At 72.2% G+C, this 17415-nt stretch carries 16 protein-coding genes; 4 read left to right on the top strand and 12 right to left on the bottom strand.

Annotated features, from left to right (window positions below; translation table 11 throughout):
• Positions 1 to 10: 10 nt before the first annotated feature.
• Complete coding sequence (locus L0984_RS08800; protein ID WP_234193727.1) at positions 11 to 916, bottom strand: SDR family NAD(P)-dependent oxidoreductase; 906 nt, start codon at positions 914 to 916, stop codon at positions 11 to 13.
• A 256-nt stretch (positions 917 to 1172) separates the two neighbouring features.
• Between L0984_RS08800 and L0984_RS08795 the strand changes: the two genes are divergently transcribed.
• Both L0984_RS08795 and L0984_RS08790 read left to right on the top strand, forming a co-directional pair.
• Complete coding sequence (locus tag L0984_RS08795; protein ID WP_234193324.1) at positions 1173 to 2339, top strand: acyl-CoA dehydrogenase family protein; 1167 nt, start codon at positions 1173 to 1175, stop codon at positions 2337 to 2339.
• A gap of 165 nt (positions 2340 to 2504) precedes the next feature.
• The gene (locus L0984_RS08790) at positions 2505 to 3872 is read left to right on the top strand and encodes an MmgE/PrpD family protein (protein ID WP_234193323.1); all 1368 of its coding nucleotides are present in this window, start codon (positions 2505 to 2507) and stop codon (positions 3870 to 3872) included.
• A gap of 63 nt (positions 3873 to 3935) precedes the next feature.
• On the opposite strand, the gene L0984_RS08785 is transcribed toward L0984_RS08790, so the two are convergent.
• On the bottom strand, positions 3936 to 4793 hold the full coding sequence (locus L0984_RS08785) for an FAS1-like dehydratase domain-containing protein (protein ID WP_234193322.1): 858 nt from the start codon (positions 4791 to 4793) through the stop codon (positions 3936 to 3938).
• Positions 4794 to 5026: 233 nt separating this feature from the next.
• On the opposite strand from L0984_RS08785, the gene L0984_RS08780 reads away from it, so the two are divergent.
• The gene (locus tag L0984_RS08780) at positions 5027 to 5953 is read left to right on the top strand and encodes a LysR substrate-binding domain-containing protein (protein WP_234193321.1); all 927 of its coding nucleotides are present in this window, start codon (positions 5027 to 5029) and stop codon (positions 5951 to 5953) included.
• A 13-nt stretch (positions 5954 to 5966) separates the two neighbouring features.
• Here L0984_RS08780 and L0984_RS08775 read toward each other — a convergent pair whose 3' ends face one another.
• The 4 genes from L0984_RS08775 to L0984_RS08760 form a co-directional block, all read right to left on the bottom strand.
• Positions 5967 to 8219: a TonB-dependent receptor gene (locus tag L0984_RS08775; RefSeq protein WP_234193320.1), complete on the bottom strand. Its 2253-nt coding sequence runs from the start codon at positions 8217 to 8219 to the stop codon at positions 5967 to 5969.
• A gap of 354 nt (positions 8220 to 8573) precedes the next feature.
• The gene (locus tag L0984_RS08770; protein WP_234193319.1) at positions 8574 to 9338 is read right to left on the bottom strand and encodes a class II glutamine amidotransferase; all 765 of its coding nucleotides are present in this window, start codon (positions 9336 to 9338) and stop codon (positions 8574 to 8576) included.
• Positions 9339 to 9370: 32 nt separating this feature from the next.
• Positions 9371 to 9766: a VOC family protein gene (locus L0984_RS08765; protein WP_234193318.1), complete on the bottom strand. Its 396-nt coding sequence runs from the start codon at positions 9764 to 9766 to the stop codon at positions 9371 to 9373.
• A gap of 105 nt (positions 9767 to 9871) precedes the next feature.
• Complete coding sequence (locus L0984_RS08760; RefSeq protein WP_234193317.1) at positions 9872 to 11356, bottom strand: DHA2 family efflux MFS transporter permease subunit; 1485 nt, start codon at positions 11354 to 11356, stop codon at positions 9872 to 9874.
• A 216-nt stretch (positions 11357 to 11572) separates the two neighbouring features.
• Between L0984_RS08760 and L0984_RS08755 the strand changes: the two genes are divergently transcribed.
• Positions 11573 to 12985, top strand: coding sequence for a zinc-binding metallopeptidase family protein (locus L0984_RS08755; RefSeq protein WP_234193316.1), 1413 nt, complete (start codon positions 11573 to 11575; stop codon positions 12983 to 12985).
• Between the two features lie 212 nt (positions 12986 to 13197).
• Here L0984_RS08755 and L0984_RS08750 read toward each other — a convergent pair whose 3' ends face one another.
• Genes L0984_RS08750 through L0984_RS08725 form a run of 6 tightly spaced genes read right to left on the bottom strand, consistent with a single transcriptional unit; the run spans position 13198 to position 17405 of the window.
• Positions 13198 to 13443, bottom strand: a complete 246-nt coding sequence (locus L0984_RS08750; protein ID WP_234193315.1) for a zinc ribbon domain-containing protein — start codon at positions 13441 to 13443, stop codon at positions 13198 to 13200.
• 20 nt (positions 13444 to 13463) lie between these two features.
• The gene (locus tag L0984_RS08745) at positions 13464 to 14177 is read right to left on the bottom strand and encodes an OmpA family protein (RefSeq protein WP_234193314.1); all 714 of its coding nucleotides are present in this window, start codon (positions 14175 to 14177) and stop codon (positions 13464 to 13466) included.
• Positions 14174 to 14788, bottom strand: a complete 615-nt coding sequence (locus tag L0984_RS08740; RefSeq protein WP_234193313.1) for a hypothetical protein — start codon at positions 14786 to 14788, stop codon at positions 14174 to 14176. Before L0984_RS08740 ends, L0984_RS08745 begins: the two co-directional genes overlap by 4 nt.
• Positions 14785 to 15192 carry a hypothetical protein gene (locus L0984_RS08735; protein WP_234193312.1) on the bottom strand — a complete coding sequence of 136 codons (408 nt, stop codon included), beginning with the start codon at positions 15190 to 15192 and terminating at the stop codon, positions 14785 to 14787. The genes L0984_RS08740 and L0984_RS08735 overlap by 4 nt, the downstream gene beginning before the upstream one ends.
• Positions 15193 to 15240: 48 nt before the next feature.
• Complete coding sequence (locus tag L0984_RS08730) at positions 15241 to 16215, bottom strand: sel1 repeat family protein (protein ID WP_234193311.1); 975 nt, start codon at positions 16213 to 16215, stop codon at positions 15241 to 15243.
• A complete protein-coding gene (locus L0984_RS08725; RefSeq protein ID WP_234193310.1) occupies positions 16212 to 17405 on the bottom strand; it encodes a hypothetical protein in 1194 nt (397 codons plus the stop codon). The genes L0984_RS08730 and L0984_RS08725 overlap by 4 nt, the downstream gene beginning before the upstream one ends.
• Between the last annotated feature and the right edge of the window lie 10 nt (positions 17406 to 17415).

Genomic DNA, 17415 nt, shown 5'->3' with positions numbered 1-17415 from the left:
GGCGGGCGCGTCAGACCGGGTCCCAGCTGAACACGTCGGCCGAGCGGTCCATCGGCACGAAGGCGGCCTTCAGCGCGGGCATGCCGTGCTCGGCGATGAACTGCGCCGACCAGCCCTCGCTGCGGTGCACCGAGCGCAGCGGCCGCGGCTGGCTCATGACGAAGATCTCGTTGTTGCGCACCGCGAAGACCTGCGCATTGACCTCGGCCGCCGCGTCCGACAGCAGGTAGACGGCCAGCGGCGCGATCTTGCCGGGCGTCATCTGGCGCAGCTTCTCGACGCGGGCCTGCTGCTCCGGCGTGTCGGTGGGAATGGAGCCGATCATGCGGCTCCACGCGAAGGGCGAGATGCAGTTGGAGCGCACGTTGAACTTCTGCATGTCCAGCGCAATGCTCTTGGACAGCGCCACCAGCCCCAGCTTGGCCGCGCTGTAGTTGGCCTGGCCGAAGTTGCCGATGAGGCCGGACGTGGAGGTCATGTGCACGAAGGCGCCGCTCTGCTGCTCCTTGAAGTGGTTGGCCGCGGCGCGGCTCATGTGGAAGCTGCCGTACAGGTGCACGCGGATCACCGCGTCCCATTCGTCCACGCTCATCTTGTGGAAGAAGCGGTCGCGCAGGATGCCGGCGTTGTTGACCACGCCGTCGATGCGGCCGAAGTGGTCCAGCGCGCACTGCACGATGCGGCCGGCGCTCGCCGCCTCGGACACGCTGTCGGTGCTGGCCGCGGCCTGGCCGCCCGCGGCGCGGATCTCGTCGACCACGCGCTGGGCCGGACCGGCGTCGGTGCCTTCGCCGGTGGTGGAGGTGCCGATGTCGTTGACCACCACGCGCGCACCCTCCGCCGCCAGCGCCAGGGCCATGTCGCGGCCGATGCCGCCACCGGCGCCCGTCACCACCACCACCTTGTCCTGCATCATCTTCTGTCCGGCCATGTCTCGTCCTTGTCGGTTCTGATGGCGCGAGCTTCGCCGCATCGGGGGCGCGGCACCATTCGCCATTGCGAAGGCCGGGCTTCGGCTGCATGGAAGGGCACGCCTTCGCGTGCGTGGAAGGGCCGCCTTCGCCGCTGCGAAAGCCCCGCTTCCACAAAGCCGGCTTGCCGCGGTGCCCGGGGCCGCCGACCATCGCGGCCATGAAGCAGAGCCTCTTCGCGGCCCCGGCCGCCGCCACGCCATGATCGACAAGACGCTGTCCGACAACCACCACGACATCCGCGATGCGGTGCGCGCGCTGTGCGCCGGCTTCCCCGACGCCTACTTCCGCGAGGTGGACGCGCAGCGCGCGTACCCCGAGGCCTTCGTCGATGCGCTCACCCGCGCCGGCTGGCTGGCGGCGCTGATCCCGCAGGAATACGGCGGCTCGGGCCTGGGCCTCACCGAGGCCAGCGTGGTGATGGAGGAGATCAACCGCTGCGGCGGCAACGCCGGCGCCTGCCACGGCCAGATGTACAACATGGGCACGCTGCTGCGCCACGGCTCCGAGGCGCAGAAGCAGCGCTTCCTGCCGCGCATCGCCAGCGGCGAATGGCGCTTGCAGTCCATGGGCGTGACCGAGCCCACCACCGGCACCGACACCACCAAGATCAAGACCACGGCCGTCAGGAAGGACGGCCGCTACGTCGTCAACGGCCAGAAGGTGTGGATCAGCCGTGTGCAGCATTCCGACTGGATGATCCTGCTCGCGCGCACCACGCCGCTGGCCGAGGTGACGAAGAAGTCCGAGGGCATGTCGATCTTCATGGTCGACCTCAAGGAGGCGCAGCAGCGTGGCCTGACCGTGCGACCCATCGCCAACATGGTCAACCACGAGACCAACGAGCTGTTCTTCGAGAACCTGGAGATCCCCGAGGAGAACCTGATCGGCCAGGAAGGCCAGGGCTTCAAGTACATCCTCGACGGGCTGAACGCCGAGCGCACGCTGATCGCGGCCGAATGCATCGGCGACGGCTACTGGTTCATCGACCGCGTGACGCACTACGTGCGCGAGCGCCAGGTCTTCGGCCGGCCCATCGGCCAGAACCAGGGCGTGCAGTTCCCCATTGCCGATGCCTTGATCGAGGTCGAGGCCGCCAACCTGATGCGCTGGAAGGCCTGCGAGCTGTTCGACGCGCACCAGCCCATGGGCGCGCAGGCCAACATGGCCAAGTACCTGGCCGCCAAGGCCAGCTGGGAGGCGGCCAACGCCTGCCTGCAGTTCCACGGCGGCTTCGGCTTCGCCTGCGAATACGACGTGGAGCGCAAGTTCCGCGAGACGCGGCTCTACCAGGTGGCGCCCATCTCCACCAACCTGATCTTCTCGTACGTGGCCGAGCATGTTCTTGGCCTGCCGCGGTCATTTTGAGACCACCCCGTTTGGACTTCCTCACTGCGTGTGGAAGTCCAATCCCCCTCAAGGGGCGCACCCCCCGGCCCGGCGAAGCCGGTTCCGCGGGTGCACTGGCATGGCCTGCTCCGCGGCCATTTGATCGTGATTGCTGAGCCGTTTCCCCTTCCCACATTGCCCGCCATGAAGAAAGACACCTCTGCCGCCGCCCACCCGCTGGCCGTCTTCGCCGCCACGCTCGACTGGCAGGACGTGCCCGTGCCGGTGCGCCGCCGCACCGAGGACCTGCTGGTGGACTGGTTCGGTTCGGTGCTGGCCGGCCAGGGCGCGCGGCCGGTGCGCAGCATCGCCGGCTTCGCGCTGGCACAGGGGCCGGAGACCGGGCCCTGCGAAGTCATCGGCCACGCAAGGGGCAGCGCGCCGCTGGCGGCCTCGCTGGCCAATGCGGCGGCCTCGCACGTGGCCGAGCAGGACGACGTGCACAACGGCTCGGTGTTCCATCCGGCTGCGGTCGTGTTCGCGCCCGCACTGGCCGTGGCGCAGCAGCAGGGCGCCCGCGGCAGCGATTTGCTGGCGGCCTGCGTGGCGGGCTACGAGGTGGGCATCCGCGTGGGCGAGTTCCTGGGCCGCAGCCACTACCGCGTGTTCCACACCACGGCCACGGCCGGCACGCTGGCCGCCGCCGCGGCGGTGGGGCGGCTGCTGCGGCTCACGCCACTGCAGATGCAGCATGCCTTCGGCTCGGCCGGCACGCAGTCGGCGGGGCTGTGGGAGTTCCTGGCCACGGGCGCCGACAGCAAGCAGCTGCACACGGCCCACGCCGCCGCCGCGGGGTTGATGGCGGCCAGCCTGGCGCAGGACGGCTTCACCGGCGCCGCGGACATCTTCACCGGCGCGCGCGGCCTGGCCGCCGGCATGTCCACCGATGCCGACCCGTCGCGGCTGGTCGACGGCCTGGGCACGCGCTGGGCCACGGCCGAGACCTCGTTCAAGTGGCATGCCTCCTGCCGCCACTCGCATCCCGCGGCCGATGCGCTGCTGCAGCTGATGCAGGCGCACGGCCTGCAGGCCAGCGACATCGCGCAGGTCAGCTGCCATGTGCACCAGGGCGCGCTGGACGTGCTGGGGCCGGTGGTGTCGCCCGTCACGGTGCACCAGAGCAAGTTCTCCATGGGCACGGTGCTGGCGCTGGTGGCGCGCTTCGGCCATGCGGGCCTGGGCGAGTTCGACGCCGAGTTCCTGGCCCCCGCGACGGTGGCCCTGCGCGAGCGCGTGACGATGGTGCTGGATGCCGAGGTGGACGCCGCCTACCCGCGCCGCTGGATCGGCAAGGTGACGCTGCACACCACCGACGGCCGCGTGCTGCAGGGCCGCGTCGACGAGCCCAAGGGCGATCCGGGCAACACCCTGTCGCGCGCGGAGATCACGGCCAAGGCCCTGCGTCTGGCCGCCTATGGCAGCCCGGCCCTGCCGGCGGATGCCGCGGCTGCGGCGGTCGAGCGCCTGTGGCGCATCGAACAGCAGCCGCGCGTGGACTGGCTGCTGGGCTGAGCCCGGCTTGCGCCTGTCGGGGGTGCGAGGGCCGGCGGGCGGCGCGATCGCCCGCGCCTCGCGTCAGCCCAGAGTGGCGCGGGCGTCCATCGTCAGGTGGCCCTCGGCGTCGCGGGCCCACAGGTGCACCGTGCCGTCCGCCTGCGGCGCACCGCAGACCTCGAAGCTGGCGATGTCGAAGGTGGGCTTCATCGCACGGAAGCTGAACTGCCGCACCGGGGCCTCGGGCCGGTGGCGGCGCAGCAGGTCCAGCAGCAGCGTGGCGATCAGCGGGCCATGCACCACCAGGCCAGGATAGCCCTCCACCGCGGTGACGTAGCGCCGGTCGTAGTGGATGCGGTGGCCGTTGAAGGTCAGGGCCGAGTAGCGGAACAGCAGCACGTCGTCCGGCGCGATGCGGCGCACCCAGGCGGCCTCGGCCGTGGCCGCCACGGGAGGCGGCGGGACTTCGCCCGGTGCCGGCATGTCGCGGTAGACGATGTCGTGGCGCTCCTCGATGGCGAGTTCGCCATCGGCCTCGACGCGGTGGTCGACGTTGACGAACACCAGCGGCCCGGTGCGGCCCTCCTTCAGGCGCACGTCGGCGATGTGCGAGCTGCGCACGAGGGCCTGCCCCACGCGCAGCGGCCGGTGGAAGCTGAGCTGGCTGCCCGCCCACATGCGCCGCGGCAGCGGCACCGGGGGCAGGAAACCCCCCCGCTGCGGATGGCCGTCGGGGCCCAGCTCGGACTGTGGCGCCGCGGGCAGGAAGTACAGCCAGTGCCACAGCGGCGGGATCGGCGCACCGGGCGCCTGGGGCGCGTCGTCGCGGTCCAGCGTGGCGGTGAGCGCGCGCAGCGGCGCGGCCGTGACCTGGTCGTGCAACTGCTCGGTGCGGCCGATCCATTGGCGAAGGTGGTCGATGTCGAGGGGCTGGGGCATGCCGGTGTCTCCTTTACGGGCCGGCGTCGAGGCGCTGGCGAAACGCCAGATTCTGGTCAGCCGGGGGCTAGCTGTGAAATACTGATTCCGGCTATCGGCTAGATGCCATCCGGCTAGCGATGGGCCGCGCCGTGCGGGGCATGGGCGCATGCAGGCCACCTGCGCATCCACATCGTGCCGGCGGTGGCCATCCAGGCCGGCCTCTTCCTCCCCGAACCCCAGGATTTCCCGCCATGGAGCTTCGCCAACTGCGCCTGTTCGTTGCCGTGAGCGAGGCGGGCAGCCTGCTCAAGGCCTCGGCCCAGGTGCACCTGGCGCAGCCTGCGCTGGGCCAGCAGATTGCGGCCCTGGAGGCCGAGCTGGCGGCGCCGCTCTTCGTGCGCTCCAGCCGCGGCATGGCGCTCACGCCGGCGGGCAGCGTGTTCCTGGAACATGCCAAGGTGGTGCTGGCCGATGCCGAGCGGGCGCGCCTGGCCGTGCGCGAGGCGCTCGACGCGCCGCAGGGCGAGGTGGCCATCGGGTTGCCCACCACCGTCGCGCTGGTGGCCACGCTGCCCCTCCTGCGCGCCTGCCGCGAGCGGCTGCCGCAGGTGCGGCTCAAGCTGGTGGAGGGCTACAGCGGCTTCGTGCGCGAATGGCTGCTGTCGGGCCGGCTGGACCTGGCGCTGCTCTACGGCGATGCCCCGGAGCCCGGCCTGGCCAAGCAGCCCCTGCTGGACGACCGCCTGGTGCTGGTGACCGGCGCGGCGCCGGGCCGGGTGCCCCGGCGCATCGGCCTGGCCTCGTTGGCGCGCTGGCCGCTGGTGCTGCCGGGCCGCGAGCATGGCCTGCGCCGGCTGATCGACGAGGCCTGCGCGCCCGCGGGCGTGCAGCTGGACGTGGTGGCCGAGATCGAGTCGCTGGGCAGCGTGAAGCGGGCGGTGGAGGAGGGCATCGGCAGCACCATCCTGGCGGCCGGCGCCGTGGCCGAGGAGGTGGCGGCGGGCCGCCTGCGCACCATCGCCATCGACAGCCCTGCCATGCGCCGCCGCGTGGTGCGCGTGCTGGGCACCGCGCGGCCACAGACGGTGGCCTGCGCCGCGGTCGATGCGCTGGTGGTGGACGTGCTGCGGGACATGGCGCGCTCTTCAGCCTGGCCAGCGACCTGGATCGGGCCCTGAACCCGCGCGCTGCTCAGAAGTCGACCGTCGCGCTCACGTTGAAGGTGCGTGGCGTGCCCTGCACCAGGTAGCCGTAGCCCGGATAGCCGCCCACCGAGGCCCAGTAGTTGCGGTCGGTGGCGTTGTCGATGCGGGCGCGGAAGGTGACGGGCCTGCCGGCCACTTCGGTGAGGTAGCGTGCGCCGACGTCCAGGCGCGTCCAGCCGGGCACGCGCAGGGTGTTGGCGGCGTCGGCATAGCTGCTGCCGTTGCGCACCACGCGGCCGGTGAGGGCCAGCCCCGGCACGCCGGGCACGTCCCATTCCAGGCCCAGGCTGCCCTGGGTGCGCGCCACGCCGATCACGCGCTTGCCGTCGGTGGTGGCGCTGCCGGTGTCCTTCTGCTCGGCGTCCAGCCAGGTCACGCCGCCCAGCACGCGCAGGCCGCGGGTGATCTCGCCGAAGGTGTTCAGCTCCACGCCCTGGTGGCGGTCCTCGCCCTGCACGCCGTAGTAGCCGTTGGCCAGGTAGGCGCGCGGTTTCTCGGTGCTGAACACGGCCACGGTGGCGCCGATGCGGCCACCGTCGTACTTCAGGCCCACTTCCTTCTGCTTGGAGACATAGGGCGCCAGTTGCTGGCCACCGTTGAGCACCAGCTGTCCGCCGGACTGGGTGGGCGCCGTGTCCCCCTGCGCCAGGCCCTCGATGTAGTTGGCATAGATCGACAGGTTGTCCTGCAGCCGGAACACCACGCCCGCCACCGGGCTGGTGCGGCTCTGGTCGTAGCCAGTGACCGCGCCACCCGCCGAGACCAGGCGGCCTGCGCTGGCGACGGTGTAGGCGATGCTGGTCGACTCGATGGTCTGGTAGCGCGCGCCCAGCGTCACGCGCAGGCGGTCGTCCAGGAAGGACAGCGTGTCGCCCAGCGCCCAGCTCCTGAGCGTGGTGGTGCCGTTGAGCGCGGGGCTGGTGAGGTCGTTGCCCAGGTAGCTCAGGCCCGGCGCAAAGCGGGTCACCGGCGTGTAGATGCTGCTGACCACCGAGGAGCCCGCCGCCAGGCCCATCGCATAGGCGTTCTTCTTCTGCAGGTCGTACCAGGAATAGCCCAGCACCCATTCATGGCCCACGCTGCCCGTGCGCAGCTTGCCGCGCAGGCCCAGCTCGGCGGTCTTCACGTCGTCCTCGCGGGTGTTGTCGAAGCGCGTGGCCGTGCTGGCGCCGGTGAAGGCGTTGTTGACGGTCGGGTTGGCCAGCGCGTTGCTCTCGGCGCTCTGGCGAGCGCCGGCGGCGGCCCAGGCGGTGATGTCGGGCGTGATGTCGTACTCGCCGCGCAGGGAGCCGAAGGTGTCGCGCTCCATCGAATAGGTCCAGGGCTGGGCGTAGTTGCTGCGGCCGTCGGGCGCGCGCGGCACCACGGTGACGGCGCTGCCCAGCGTCACGTTGGGCCGGGCGGCGTCGAGCCGATGCTCCTGGTGGCCGATGTCGGCCGACACGCGCGCATCGCGGCCGCGCCAGTCCAGGCCCACCGACAGTGCGCTCAGCTTGACCGACTCGCCATCGACGCCGGTGCCGCCGTCGCGGTGGGCGGCGTTCACGCGCACGCCCAGGCTCTGGTCCGGGCCGAAGCGCCGTGCGATGTCCGCCGCGGCATAGCCCTGCGAGCCGCTGGCGCCGCCCACCGTCAGTTGCGTCAGCGGCTCGTTGCCGGCGCGCTTGGGCAGCAGGTTGATGTTGCCGCCGATGCCGCCGCCCGAGGGCGTGGCGCCGTTGAGGAAGGCGCTGGCGCCACGCAGCACCTCCACCCGCTCGAACAGCTCCGAGGCGATGTACTGGCGCGGCAGCAGGCCGTACAGGCCGTTGTAGGCGATGTCGTCCGAATTCACGATGAAGCCGCGCATGAAGTACGACTCCTGGAAATTGCCGAAGCCGCGCGCCACCCGCACCGAGGGATCGTTCTGCAGCACGTCGGCCACGCTGCGGGCCTGCTGGTTCTGGATCAGCTCCTGCGTGTAGGCCGTGGTGGCGAAGGGCGTGGCCATCAGGTCCACGGTGCCCAGCAGGCCGACCCGCCCGCCGCGGGCGACCTGGCCCCCGGCATAGGGTTTGGCCAGGCCCTCGGCCGAGGCGTCGGCGCTGGCCTCGACGGTGATGGTGGACAGCGTGCCGGCGGCTGCAGATGCAGCGGGCGCGGCGGATGCGGCGGGAGGGGTCTGCGCCGAGGCGGCCAGCGCCTGCAGGGCGAGGCCCGTGGCCAGGGCCAGCGGCCCTGGCTTGAAGAGTCGGGTCATGGATGGAGGTTTCGGAGCGAATGCGAATTGTTATTATTAGTTAACGCATCGTGAATGCACCCCAGCATCCACAAGCCCGCCAAGGCTGCGGGGCCATCCGCGCCGTGAAATCCGTATGGCGCGGAACGGGTGCGATCCAGGGTTTGGCTCCCTCCTCCCCTCGCGGGAGAGGGCTGGGGAGAGGGGGCGGCAGCGCGTGCACGGTGCAAGGCCGTTGCAGTGCGCACTCCCCCCTCTCCCCAACCCCTCTCCCGCGAGGGGAGAGGGGCTGAAGACCGGGGGACGGGTGCGCGCGCAGGTCGCGCAGCGGAAGAGGCGGCGCCTCTGGCGGCCGCCGGAAGGCGCCTTGCGGCGTCAGCCCCTTCTTCTGCCGCCTTCGAACACCCGCAGCTCACCGGGCGCGAAGGGCACCCAGGTCTCGTTCGTGGTCAGCGGCGCCGTCACCACCACCGCCACCCGGTCGTCGGGCGTGGTGTGCTGGGCGAAGTCCATCGACAGGTCCTCGTCCGCCAGCTGCGCCAGCGTGAACGGGTGCTGGCGCTCGATGGACCAGAGATTCGTGGAGGCATGGGCCCACAGCGCCTGCCCGTTGGAGAGCAGGAAGTTGAAGGTGCCGTGCCTGGCGATGCGCGGGGCCAGCTCGCGCAGCGTGAGCGTCAGCTCGTCCACGCTGGGCACGTCGGCATGCGACTTGGCCAGCTCCTGCATCAGCCAGCAGAAGGCATGCTCGCTGTCGGTGCCGCCCACGGGGTGGAAGTTGCCGTGCAGCCGCGGGCGGAAGTCCTTCAGGTCGCCGTTGTGGGCAAAGACCCAGTAGCGGCCCCACAGCTCGCGCACGAAGGGGTGGCAGTTCTGCAGGTTGACCGCGCCCTGCGTCGCCTTGCGGATGTGGGCGATGACATTGCGGCTCTTGATGGGATAGCGGCGGATCAGCTCCGCCACCGGCGAGTCGCAGGCCGGCAGGTGGTCCACGAAGTGGCGCAGCCCGCGGTCCTCGAAGAAGGCGATGCCCCAGCCGTCCGCATGGTGGTCGGTGCGGCCGCCGCGCTGGGCGAAGCCGGTGAAGCTGAACTGCACGTCGGTGGGCACGTTGCAGTTCATTCCGAGGAGCTGGCACATGGCGGCGGCGGGGCGTTCGTGGGAAAGGGGACTCAGGCCTTGCGGCCGGGGCGGTACAGCCCGCAGAGCTTGTGGCCGTCCGGGTCGCGCACGTAGGCCAGGTGCATGCTGCCGTCGCCACGGGGGCCCGGCGCGTCCTCGATGGCGGTGCCGCCATGGGCCACGGCCACGTCGTGGAACTGCTGCAGTTGCTCGGCCGAGCCGCACTTGAAGCCGATGGTCGCGCCGTTGGCGACGCTGGGTGCCTCGCCGTTGATCGGCTCGGTGATGCCGAAGGTGTTGCCCTCGTGGCGCCAGAACACGCGCTGGTGGCCGCCGGGGCCGGTGTTGCGTACGCCTTCGGGCGCGCCCAGCACGCCGAGCACGGCGTCGTAGAAGCGCTTGGCGCGTTCGATGTCCTGGCTACCGACCATCACATGGTTGAGCATCTGCGGGATCTCCGTCTTTGTTGTCGGGCGGCTGGGGCCCGGGTTGAAAAAATCGGCCCCGATTAGACCCGAGCCGCAGCGCCGCGGCTGTCGCGCACACCGCAGTCAGAGCGAGCCGCGATGGTGCCGCTCCCGCAGCTGCAGCGCCGCCAGCAGCGCCAGCCCGCACAGCGCCGCCAGGATCAGGAAGACCTCGTCGAAGGCCGCCAGCCGCGCCGGGCTGCTCTGCAGCTGCGCCAGCGAATCGCCGTGTGCCGAAAGCCGCCATTCGAGCACCACGGCGCACAGGCTCACGCCGGCCGAGCCGCCCAGCTGCCGCAGAAAGCTGATGGCGCTGGCGCCCTGCGGGATCATGGACTTGGGCAGTGGCCGCATCGAGCCGATGTTGAGCGAGGGCAGGATGAAGCCCAGCCCGATGCGCCCGATCACCGCATACAGCGTCAGCAGCCACAGCGGCCCCGCCAGCGACAGCGTGGGCATCAGCGCGAAGCTGGCGGCCAGCAGCAGGAGGCCGGTGCTCACCAGCAGCCAGGTCGGGTGCCGGTCGGCCAGCCGGCCCACGCCGGCGATGGTGAAGGCCAGCACGATGCCGGCCGGCAGCATGATGGTGCCCACGTGCGAGGCCGACAGGTGCAGCGCCACCTGCATGAACACCGGCAGCAGGTAGGTGGAGCCGAACAGCGCCGTGCCATAGATGAAGGCCACCACCGTGCCCATGGCGAACTGCCGGTGGGTGAATAGGCGCATGTCCATCAGCGGCTCGTCGCCGCGCGCGGCCAGGCGCCGCTCCCACCACACGAAGGTGGCCAGCGCGGCGGCGGCCAGCACCAGCAGCAGCGCGGCCTGGCCGGGCGCATCGCCGCGCAGCTCCACCAGCCCGTTGAGCAGGCACAGCGTGCCCGCGGTGCCGATCAGGAGGCCGCGCCAGTCCAGCGCATGGCTGCGGCCGGCCTGGGCGCCGCCGGGCGCGGTCGGCGGCACGAACTTCCAGGCCAGCCAGAAGGCCGCCAGGCAGAAGGGCACCACCATGAAGAAGATCGAGCGCCAGCCCGCCAGGTCCACCAGCACGCCGCCGATGCTGGGCCCGATGGCGGGCGCCAGCACCACGCCCATGCCGAAGAAGCCGCTGGCGCGGCCCTGCTCGTGCGGCTCGAAGGCGCGCAGGATGATGATGGCCGGGATGGGCTGCACCACGCCGGCCGCCAGGCCTTCCATCACACGCGCGGCCAGCACCAGCGGGAACAGGTCGGCCAGCCCACCCATCAGCCCGCCGGCCAGCAGCAGCACCATGGTGCCGACATAGGTGCGCCGGTAGCCGAAGCGCGCCAGCAGCCAGGGCGTGGTGAGCATCGAGGCCGTCATCGCCACCATGAAGCCGGAGCTGACCCACTGCGCCCGCTCCTGCCCGAGGCCGAAATGGCGGCTGAGGTCGGGAATGGCCACGTTGACCACCGTGGAGGACATGATGGACGCCATCGTCCCCACCATCACCGACAGCAGCAGCAGCCAGCGGTAGCGCGGCCCGTAGCGCTGGCGCAGCGGCGAATGGACGGGGGCGGAGGCGGGGGGCTGGGGCGTGTGGGCGGTCATGGGGCAGGGGCCGTCGGGGGTCGGGCCCCGCGCCGGAGCGGGTGGGGCCGTCCGGTCCTACAAGCATACGGGGCTTCGCCCGCCGACCGGACCGAAGGGGCGGCCGAACAATGCCGGCCGTCCGGGGTGGAGCGGTGGGCGCGGGTGCCGTCAGGCACCTGCCGCATGGCGTGCGCATCCCGATTCCAGAATCGACGCACAACACGGGGAGTGCCCATGCCTGAATCCGACAGTTCTTCCGCCCAGGTGCACAGTGGCGGCTCGCTGGCCGACGAACTGGCCGCACCGGCCGTCAGCCGCGCCTACGTCTGCCAGTGCGGCCGGCCGGTCTACCTGCGCAACAGCCAATGCCTGGCCTGCGGCACGCCGCTGGGCTATGTGACCTCGCGCGTGGGCGTGCTGCCACTCGTGCCCACCGACGACCCCGAACTCTTCACCGTCTTCGGCGAGCCGGACGGGCCGCGCTACCGCCGCTGCACCAACTTCAGCACCGCCGCCGGCTGCAACTGGCTGGTGCCGGACGATCAGGAAGCCGAACCGGGCCTGGCCCATACCCATGGCCTGGCGCCGGGCCTGTGCCTGGCCTGCAGCGCCACGCGCACCATTCCCGACCTGTCGGTGCCCGAGAACCCCGAGCTGTGGCAGAAGATGGAAGCGGCCAAGCGCCGCGTGCTGTCGCAACTGCTGGCGCTGGGCCTGCCGATCAGCACCCGCCTGGCCGATCCGGACCATGGCCTGGCCTTCGACTTCCTGTCCAACCTGCCGGGCGCGCCGCGGGTGCTCACCGGGCATCAGGACGGCGTGATCACCCTCAACATCGAGGAGGGCGACGACGCCCAGCGCGAGAAGACGCGCGCCGAGATGCGCGAGCCCTATCGCACGCTGGTGGGCCACTTCCGCCACGAGATCGGCCACTACTACTGGGACGTGCTGGTCGCGCCCACGCCCTGGCTGGAGGGCTTCCGTGCCCTGTTCGGCGACGAGACGCAGGACTACGGCCAGGCCCTGCAGCGCCACTACGAGAACGGCCCGCCGGCCGACTGGGCGCTGCGCTACGTCACCAGCTACGCCAGCACCCATCCCTGGGAAGACTGGGCCGAGACCTGGGCGCACTACCTGCACATGGCCGACACGGTGGACACGGCGCTGAGCTTCGGCGTCAACGCCGTGAACGTCGAACTGACCAGCGACCTCTTCACCCGCGAGGACCTGTGGCAGCCTGACCACGAGGATGCCGACCGCTTCCTGGACTTCCTCAACGGCTGGGTGCGCCTCACCAACGTGCTGAACGAGCTGTCGCGCAGCATGGGCCAGCCCGACTTCTATCCCTTCGTGCTGCCGCATGCGGCGGTGGGCAAGCTGCAGTTCATCCACCAGCTGGTGACCGCGCAGCGCGGGCAGCCGGCCCCGGTGCGCGCCGAGGGCGGCGAGCCGGCGCCGGTGCAGGAGCCCCCGCCGGCCGGCGACCCGGTGCCGGTGCAGGATCCGCCGGCCGATCCAGCCTCGGTCGCGACCGATGTCGCCCAGCCCGATCAGGCGCCCACGCCGGACGGCGGCGCGCTGCCACCCGCGGCGAACCAGCCGGAGCAGATGCCCGGCCAGACCCTGCAGCAGCCGCTGGCGGCGTAGGCATCGCCGCGCGCTTCCGGTGGACGTCGGCTGCGCCGGACGTGGGTTGCGCCGGAGAGGATCGCCGCGCAGCCTTGCTCCCTCTCCCCTCGCGGGAGAGGGCGGGGGAGAGGGGCAGCAGCGCGTGCACGGTGCAAGGCACGTTGCAGTGCGCACCCCCCCTCTCCCCAACCCCTCTCCCGCGAGGGGAGAGGGGCTCAACCCGGGCCCATTCAGCGGGCGGTCGTGAACATCACGACGAGCATGGCGATGCCCGCCAGGAAGGCCAGCAGCCGCGCCACCCACGGGAACACCAGCCAGGCGCCGAGGACGGCCGCCAGGCGGCCGAGCAGGCCGGGCGTCACCAGACGCGGGTCGGCCGGGCGGCCGACCGCCGCGATCGGCGCGCCGCAGTTCGGGCAACTGGGCGCGCGTGGCGACACGCGTCGTCCGCAGTCGGGGCAGTCGATCAACGCCATGGGCCTTCCTTGTCCTTCGCTCATCCGCCTGCCGTGCGCGGGCCGATGACGATCTCGACGCGCCGGTTCTTCTGGCGACCCTCGGGATCGTCACGGCCGTCGGGCGTGGTGTTGGGCGCCACCGGTTCGCGCCGGCCCAGGCCTTCGGTCTGCAGCGTCCGCACCCCGGTCGCAGCGGCCAGCCGCTCGGCCACGCGCTGGGCGCGGCGCAGCGACAGCGCCTCGTTGTAGGCATCGCTGCCGCGCGCATCCGTGTGGCCGCGCACCCGCACCGGGGCCTCGGGATAGCCCTGCAGCAGTTCGGCCGCGCGAGCCAGTGCGGGCTCGGCGTCCGGCCGCAGATCGGCCTTGTCGAAATCGAAGAGCACGTCCGCCGGCAGGTCGACCACGATGGCCTTCTGCGGCGTCGGCCGGGCGTTCAGTTCGGTCAGCAGGGCGCGGGTGCGGGCCAGGCGCGCGGGCGGCACCTCTGCCAGGCGCAGCGCGCTGTCGGGCGCCGCCGCCTTGCCGAAGGTGGACCGGGCCGGCGCCGCCTGCCAGCTGCCGGTGCTGCCGGCCGGCCGCCAGTCGCTCAGGGGGGCGCCCATGGCCGGCTGCCAGCGCGTGGGCTGGCCGGCCAGGGGCTGCTCGCTGCGCCGCACCTGGTAGCCCGGTGCCGCGGCGGGCGCCTGCGCCAGGGCGGCGCAGGCGGCGAACAGCCCGGCCGCGCCGGCCATGGCCGCCGTGCGCCTCATCCGCCGGCCTTGAGCGGCAGCACCATCTCCAGGCCCGGGCTGTTGGTGTCGTCCTGCGGACTGCCTTCGTTGATGACGAGCTTGACCTGCCGCGCATCGGCCGGCACCGCGCCCAGGAAGACCAGCCGGCCTTCCATGGTGTCGCCGGTCTTGATCTTGAGGTAGCGGTTGTCCTCGGGCCGCTTGAGCATGAGCTTGTTGCCGGCCTCGTCCTGCAGGTAGGTGTCGCCGGACGCCATCTGCGTCCAGTTGGTGAGCGGGCTGGCGAAGGAGGCGCTGACGTCCAGCACGGTCGCATCGGGCCCCAGTTCCACGCCCTTCACGCGCACGGTGAGGCCGGCGCTGGCCACGCCCTGCACGGTCAGCGGCAACTGGCGTGCGCTGGTGGGCGTGGCGGCGGCGGGCGCCGGAGCGGGCGCGGGCGCGGAAGCGCTGCCCTCGGTGGGCGCCACCGCCGGTGGCACTGCGGGCGCCGGGCTGGCCATCGGCGCCGCGGCCGGTGCCGACGTGGGGGTGGAGGCTGCCGGTGTGCTGTCGCGGTCGGAGCAGGCGGCCAGCAGGCCCGCCGACAGCGCGAGGGCGGCGAGGGGAAAGGCGTGCGTGGACTTCATCGGATGTTGACGCTGTTGACGTTGGCCGCCCCACCGGCGCCGCCGGCGGCGCAGCCGACGCCGACCTTCACGTCGCGCGTGTTGCGGCCGGTGACGACGACGGTGCGGCCCTGCAGGGCGCGGCTGTCGATGTCGACGCTGTTGATGTTGGCGCCGGCCGGGGCGGCCGTGCCGTCGGCGCAGCGCACCTGCACGTTGCGGGTGCTGTTGCCGGTGACTTCGATGCGGTTGGTGCCGGGGCCGGGGCGCTCGATCATGGTGGTGGTGCCGTTGCTGCGGTCGGACACGCCGGCGGCCCAGCCGGCGCCGGCCGCGAGGCCAGCGGCGAGCGCGGCTGCGAGGCGCAGCGCCCTCCAGGGGCTGCGGGCCGGGGCGGCGAAAGGGGTGGAAGGGTTCTGGGTCATGGCGAAGGCCTCGTCACGGGATGCGCAGGGGCGGTCGATGTCCAGCGGTCAGCGCGCGGGCGCGGGCGTGGCCGGCAGCGCCTCCTGCCCCGGAAAGCCGCCGAGCGGCGAGCGGGCCGGGGCGGGTGCAGGCGCGGGCGACGCCGCGGGCGCAGCGGCCTCGGCCGCCCGCAGCGCGCCCAGTCCGGGCGGGCCGGAGAGCTTGGGCCCGGCCGGCCCCAGGGCCGCGGCCGGGGGCGGCGAGGCCGTGCCCGGCATGCCCGGCGTTCCCGATGCCGCGGCGCCGGGGGGCTGCCGCATCTGCGCTTCCAGCTCGCTGGCGAAGCGGTCGGCCAGGGCGGTCTCCTCGGCCGCCATCTCCTGGCCCAGGCTGTTGATGGTCTCGGCCGCGCCCTTGGCGTTCTGGCTGCCGGGCAGCGCCAGGCGCTGCGCCAGCCGGGCATAGCCCAGGGCCTTGATGTTGTCCTTGGGCACGCCCTGGCCGTTGCGGTACAGGTCCGACAGGCGCTGCATGGCACGCGGGTCGCCGCGCACCGCGCCCAGCAGGTACCAGCGGTAGGCCTGGCCGATGTCGGAGATGCCGCTGCGGTTGCTCTGGTACGCATCGCCCAGCAGCGTGAGCAGGGCGGGGTTCTGCGTGCGCAGCGCGTCTTCCTTCAGGCGGGCGATCTCGCTGCCGTACAGCGGCCCCTGGCAGCCGGGATTGACCATGCCGCGCTCGATGGCCTGCTGGCACGATTCGACGAAGCGCGCGCCCGCCTCGGCCGCGGCGGAGGGCGCCGTGTTGGCGCCCGCGGGCGTGACCGGCGTGGCCGCCGCCGAGCCGCTGACGATGGCGCCGGCCGCGCCGCTGCTGACGGCGGCGCCGGGGTTGCCGATCACCGTCTGCGCCCGCGCGGCCGGGGTGCCCACGGCGGCGGCCATCGCCACCAGCACCAGCGAGGCGGCCCCTGTGGCCGCGCGCGTCGCCAGCGCCGGGCAGGCCGCCCGCCGGCTCGCAAGGAAAGGCTGCGGCAGCCTCATGCGCCGGTCCTCGCGGGTGCGGCGGCCGCCGGCGGCACCGTGCCGGCCGCGGGCACCGCCGTGGCGGGCGCGGCCAGCTGGCCGTCCCACGGCATGGGCACGCCGAAGAACAGCGGCTCGAAGCCCTGCCAGCTCAGTACGTCCACCGTGTCGCCCAGCTGCGGATAGCGGCTCGAATACACGCGGCGCAGTGCCTCCTGCGTGGGCGCGTCCAGCTGCTGGTTGATGGCCACGTTCTCGCCGTACTTGCGCAGCGTCACCTGGATCAGTCCGACCTTGACCTGCGGCGTCAGCGCCTCGAAGGACTTGCGCATGTTGTCCACCACCACCGGGTCGGGCGTGCCGCCGGGAATGCAGCGCCAGTAGGGCGTGTTGGTGGCCTTGCCCATCAGCTCCAGCACGCTCAGGTCCACCAGCGTGCGGATGGCCGAATGCCGCCCTTGGAGGTACTTGCCCTCCAGCTTGAAGCCGAAGGCATCGCCGTAGAAGCCCAGACTGGCGTTGTCCTCCGAGCTGAAGTTCAGCACCTTGATCACGTTCGAGGCCTGCACGCGCGGCACCATCTGCTGGGTGCTGAAGCTCACCAGGTTCAGGTCCAGCGCCAGGGCCGAGAGGATGGCGGTGCGCTTGAAGTCGGCACCAAGGTTGGTCTCGCCCTTGCCCTTGCCGAAGTCCACGCTGGCCGAGTTGGAGCGGCCCGCGCCCGACAGCGCGCGGTCGAACTCGGTCAGCGCGCCGGTGATCAGGAAGTCGGGCATCGTCACGCCGAAGCGCGCGCCCAGCTGGGCCTGCGAAATCAGGTAGTCGGGGTGGTAGGGCACGTAGACGATGCGTGCGCCGATGCGGTTGACGGCCGTGCGGACCATCTCGGTGATGTCGCCCGGGATCTCCGAACCCACCAGCGGGTTGGAGAGGTTGGTCGCATCAAGGATGTTGCGCGTCTGCATGTAGACGACCGGGTCGCCGTCCTTGTAGACGTCGAGCATGGTGCCGAAGCGGGTGAGCGCGGCGGCGTACTGGCTCAGGTTGGCGGTGGGCAGGGACTTGGCGGCCTCGCGCTCGGCGAGCAGCTGGTCGGCGTCCTTGAGGGCGTTCTCCGTGGTGGCGCAGCCGGCCACCAGGGCAGCGGCGGCAGCGAGGGTGGCAAGGCGGGCGCTGATCCGGGCGCCGCGGGCGAGTGCGAAGGTCATGGTCGGCAAG

This window comes from Pseudacidovorax sp. NFM-22, from assembly GCF_021401245.1.
Classification (GTDB): domain Bacteria; phylum Pseudomonadota; class Gammaproteobacteria; order Burkholderiales; family Burkholderiaceae_C; genus Xenophilus.
The sequence above is the reverse complement of the archived record's forward strand: the minus strand, read 5'-3'. Positions and strand labels throughout refer to the sequence as shown.

Excerpts from the sequence above, each read along its gene's own strand:
- L0984_RS08800 (WP_234193727.1), bottom strand. The coding sequence starts at position 916 with ATGATGCAGGACAAGGTGGTGGTGGTGACGGGCGCCGGTGGCGGCATC.
- L0984_RS08735 (WP_234193312.1), bottom strand. The coding sequence starts at position 15,192 with ATGACCCAGAACCCTTCCACCCCTTTCGCCGCCCCGGCCCGCAGCCCC.
- L0984_RS08745 (WP_234193314.1), bottom strand. The coding sequence starts at position 14,177 with ATGAGGCGCACGGCGGCCATGGCCGGCGCGGCCGGGCTGTTCGCCGCC.
- L0984_RS08730 (WP_234193311.1), bottom strand. The coding sequence starts at position 16,215 with ATGAGGCTGCCGCAGCCTTTCCTTGCGAGCCGGCGGGCGGCCTGCCCG.
- L0984_RS08785 (WP_234193322.1), bottom strand. The coding sequence starts at position 4,793 with ATGCCCCAGCCCCTCGACATCGACCACCTTCGCCAATGGATCGGCCGC.
- L0984_RS08790 (WP_234193323.1), top strand. The coding sequence starts at position 2,505 with ATGAAGAAAGACACCTCTGCCGCCGCCCACCCGCTGGCCGTCTTCGCC.
- L0984_RS08780 (WP_234193321.1), top strand. The coding sequence starts at position 5,027 with ATGGAGCTTCGCCAACTGCGCCTGTTCGTTGCCGTGAGCGAGGCGGGC.
- L0984_RS08775 (WP_234193320.1), bottom strand. The coding sequence starts at position 8,219 with ATGACCCGACTCTTCAAGCCAGGGCCGCTGGCCCTGGCCACGGGCCTC.
- L0984_RS08725 (WP_234193310.1), bottom strand. The coding sequence starts at position 17,405 with ATGACCTTCGCACTCGCCCGCGGCGCCCGGATCAGCGCCCGCCTTGCC.
- L0984_RS08740 (WP_234193313.1), bottom strand. The coding sequence starts at position 14,788 with ATGAAGTCCACGCACGCCTTTCCCCTCGCCGCCCTCGCGCTGTCGGCG.
- L0984_RS08755 (WP_234193316.1), top strand. The coding sequence starts at position 11,573 with ATGCCTGAATCCGACAGTTCTTCCGCCCAGGTGCACAGTGGCGGCTCG.
- L0984_RS08795 (WP_234193324.1), top strand. The coding sequence starts at position 1,173 with ATGATCGACAAGACGCTGTCCGACAACCACCACGACATCCGCGATGCG.
- L0984_RS08750 (WP_234193315.1), bottom strand. The coding sequence starts at position 13,443 with ATGGCGTTGATCGACTGCCCCGACTGCGGACGACGCGTGTCGCCACGC.
- L0984_RS08770 (WP_234193319.1), bottom strand. The coding sequence starts at position 9,338 with ATGTGCCAGCTCCTCGGAATGAACTGCAACGTGCCCACCGACGTGCAG.
- L0984_RS08760 (WP_234193317.1), bottom strand. The coding sequence starts at position 11,356 with ATGACCGCCCACACGCCCCAGCCCCCCGCCTCCGCCCCCGTCCATTCG.
- L0984_RS08765 (WP_234193318.1), bottom strand. The coding sequence starts at position 9,766 with ATGCTCAACCATGTGATGGTCGGTAGCCAGGACATCGAACGCGCCAAG.